The 2,604-nt window shown below is 63.0% G+C and carries 2 protein-coding genes; both read left to right on the forward strand.

The annotated features are described in order from the left end of the window. The first annotated feature begins 77 nt into the window (after window positions 1-77). The gene (locus SCI24_RS21315; RefSeq protein WP_318727270.1) at window positions 78-611 is read left to right on the forward strand and encodes an ABC transporter ATP-binding protein; all 534 of its coding nucleotides are present in this window, start codon (window positions 78-80) and stop codon (window positions 609-611) included. A gap of 106 nt (window positions 612-717) precedes the next feature. Further along, on the forward strand, window positions 718-2,604 hold a 1,887-nt coding region (locus tag SCI24_RS21320), incomplete at its 3' end, for a TonB-dependent siderophore receptor (protein WP_318727269.1).

A 2,604-nucleotide genomic window follows, 5' to 3' on the forward strand; every position in this document is an offset into this window, starting at 1 on the left:
CTCCGTCGGTGAATGACGGGATCAGCGTAGGGGGTCAGGCCACTTAGAGAAACGACGCGCCGGAATGGCCGCTTACGCTGGTACGCTATGGCCGCTTTCCCCACCAGCGCCTGTTTGCCCCCCTCGGCGAGCAGGACCACGCCCGGGTGCGCTGGGCAATCCGGGTGACGGGCCTGGCCGGCTACGAAGCTCGCCCCCTGTCGGCCTTGTCCGGCGGCGAACGTCAGCGAGCCTGGATCGCGCTGTGCCTGGCCCAACAAGCTGAGCTCCTGATTCTGGACGAACCCACTACCTTCCTGGATCTAGGCCATCAACTGGAGATCCTGGAGCTGTTGCAGGCACTCAACCGTGAACAGGGGCTCACCGTGATCATGTCATTGCATGACCTCAACCAGGCGGCCTGGGTGGGGCACCGTCTGGTCGCCATGTATGCAGGGCAACTCATCCAGGCGGGGCCACCAGCCGAGGTACTGACCGAGCAGCTTCTGGCCGATGTCTTTCGCATCCGTGCCCGCGTCATTGATGACGTCTCGGAGGCTCACGACGAGGCCCAGGCTTCCCCGTCGCCGTATTTCGTGCCGATGTCGTCTCTCAGCACGCCAGCACTCTAGCGCCCAGGAATAGGCCAACGGCAGAACCTGGGGTGCCTATACTTAACATCAATTCACATATACAATTGAGTCTCATTTACATTCTAACTCAAAAAATGGGCTCATCATGGAAACCTCACGTTTCACGCTCTCGTCCGTCGCAGGCGACTCCCGCAAGACACCTCTCGCTGCCGCTATCGGCATTGCCTCCGCGTTGATCGGCGCCGATGCCCTTGCCCAGGAGGCCGCCCAACTCGATACCCTAGTCGTCCAGGGCGACTGGCTCGGCAACCCGACCGAGGAAGAAGTGCAGACCTACGCCGGCACACGCACGGTGATCGAGCCCGAGCAGCTCCATGACAGCGGCGCCCTGAACATCGAGGACGCGCTGCGCTCGGTGCCGGGTGTCCAGGTTCTCGACGAGACTGGCACCGGTGTGCTGCCCAATATCGGCCTGCGCGGCCTCAATCCGCTGCGCAGCGAACGCCTGAAGATGATGATGGATGGCTACCCGATCGCCATCGGCCCCTACAGCAACGTCAGCGCCTCGTTGTTCCCGGTGACACTGCAGAGCATCGACACCATCGACGTGGTACGCGGCGGCGCGGCGGTCCACTACGGCCCCAACAACGTCGGCGGGGTGGTCAACTTCCTGACCAAACCGATCCCTGGGGAGGCTGAGCAGACCCTGTCGGAGCGGGTGACCATCGCCGAAGACACGGGGAATGTCTTCCATGACACCTATTACCGGGTCGGCGGCTTCGTCAATGACGACCTGGCGCTGCAGTTCCAGGCCAACGTCCAGGGTGGCGAAGGTTTCCGCGAGAACTCCGATACCGAAGTCCAGAACTTCCTGGTCGACGCCGAGTACTTTATCGACGATCGCCACAGCCTGGACGCGAGCCTGCAGTACTATGAAGTGGACGCCGAACTGCCCGGGGCGCTCAGCCCCGCGGCCTATGAACGCGACCGCACCGCCTCCCAGCGGCCTCATGATGCCTATGAAGCGGACATGCTGCGCGGTACCCTGGGCTGGACCTATCGCCCCAACGACGACGTCGAATTCACCTGGCGCAACTTTGCCCACCGTGCCGATCGCACCTTCTTCTTCGGCCAGGACCTGGTCAGCGGCGGTGCCTGGTCTGACCCCGAGGCGGAATCGAGCCATGTGGCTGACTCACCAAGGCTCTTCCACGTGTGGGGCACCGAGCCGCGCCTGACGGTGCGAGAGGGCCTCCACACTGTCACCCTGGGCGCCCGCTATGTCAGCGAGGAGGTCGACTTCGATGTCAATCGCGAGGAGCTCTCTACCGGCAGCTATGGCGAGGTGCGTCGCTGGGATCTGGAGACCGACGCCGTGGCGCTCTACGCCAGCGATACCCTGAGCCTGATGGGGGGCCGGCTGGAGATCACCCCCGGGGTACGCTACGAAGATGTGCGCATGGATTTCTATGACGCCCTCAACGACACGCCCTCGACCAATGACACCAATGAGATCCTGCCGGGGCTGACGGTGGGATATGCTGCCACCGATGACGTCTTCGTGTTCGCCAACGCTCAGAAATCGCTGGTGCCGGTCCAGATCGCCCAAGCTACCCGGGAAGGCGACGTGGCCAACGAGACCGCCTGGAACTATGAGCTGGGCGCTCGCGTTGATGTGACGCCGACCCTCACCACCTCGGCGACGCTGTTCCGCATCGACTATGAGGACCAGATCCAGTTCGACAAGGCCAATGAGCGCTTCGTCAACCTGGGCGAGACGCGTCACGAAGGCATCGAGCTGGAGACTGACTGGCAGACCACCGATCGCCTGTCATTGGGTCTTGGCTACACCTACCTCGCCACCGAGCAGCGCACGGGCGACAACGCCGGTAATGACCTGCCCAACGCGCCAAAACATCACATCAGCGCCAACGCCCGTTACGAGATGAATCAGTGGCTGGCGAGCGTGAGTGTCAACCGGGTCAGTGACAGCTTCAGCGACGCTGCCAACACCCAGCGCGAAACCGCCAAC

The organism is Halomonas sp. (assembly GCF_033549285.1).
Taxonomy (GTDB): domain Bacteria; phylum Pseudomonadota; class Gammaproteobacteria; order Pseudomonadales; family Halomonadaceae; genus Halomonas.